Genomic DNA, 404 nt, shown 5'->3' with positions numbered 1-404 from the left:
CGACTTCGACTTCACCCTCGCCCGACCGCCGTCCGGCACCGTGGACCTGCGGGGCGCGCAGGTGTCCTACCTCCACGACAACGAGCACAGCTGGCCGGACGTGGTGGAACTGGACGGCTTCGTCTACGGCTCCATCAAGGCGGTCGAGGCGGGCGAACGGCGGGAGGCAATGGGGCGTCGGCAGTCTGCGGCATACCGTGTGGAGTGGATACGACGCAGCCCCGGCTACAGCCCGCAACCCTATGAGCAGTTGGCAAGCTGGTACCGGAAGGCCGGCCACGACAACGATGCCCGCCGGGTGCTCCTGGCCAAACAGCGTCACCGCCGCAGCACGCTGCATCCGGTGACACGGGCGTGGGGGCATCTGCTCGACGTGACGGTCGGATACGGCTACCGTCCCTGGC

The 404-nt window shown here is 68.6% G+C and carries 1 pseudogene; it reads left to right on the top strand.

Annotation, left to right across the window (positions count from 1 at the left end):
• Nucleotides 1-404: pseudogene (locus ACNFOC_RS56195) on the top strand (oxidoreductase); the annotation flags it as partial.

Origin of the sequence: Streptomyces colwelliae (assembly GCF_048158785.1) — a bacterium.
Lineage (GTDB): Bacteria > Actinomycetota > Actinomycetes > Streptomycetales > Streptomycetaceae > Streptomyces.
Note: the sequence above shows the minus strand (reverse complement) of the source record. Positions and strands in the feature narration are given on the sequence as shown.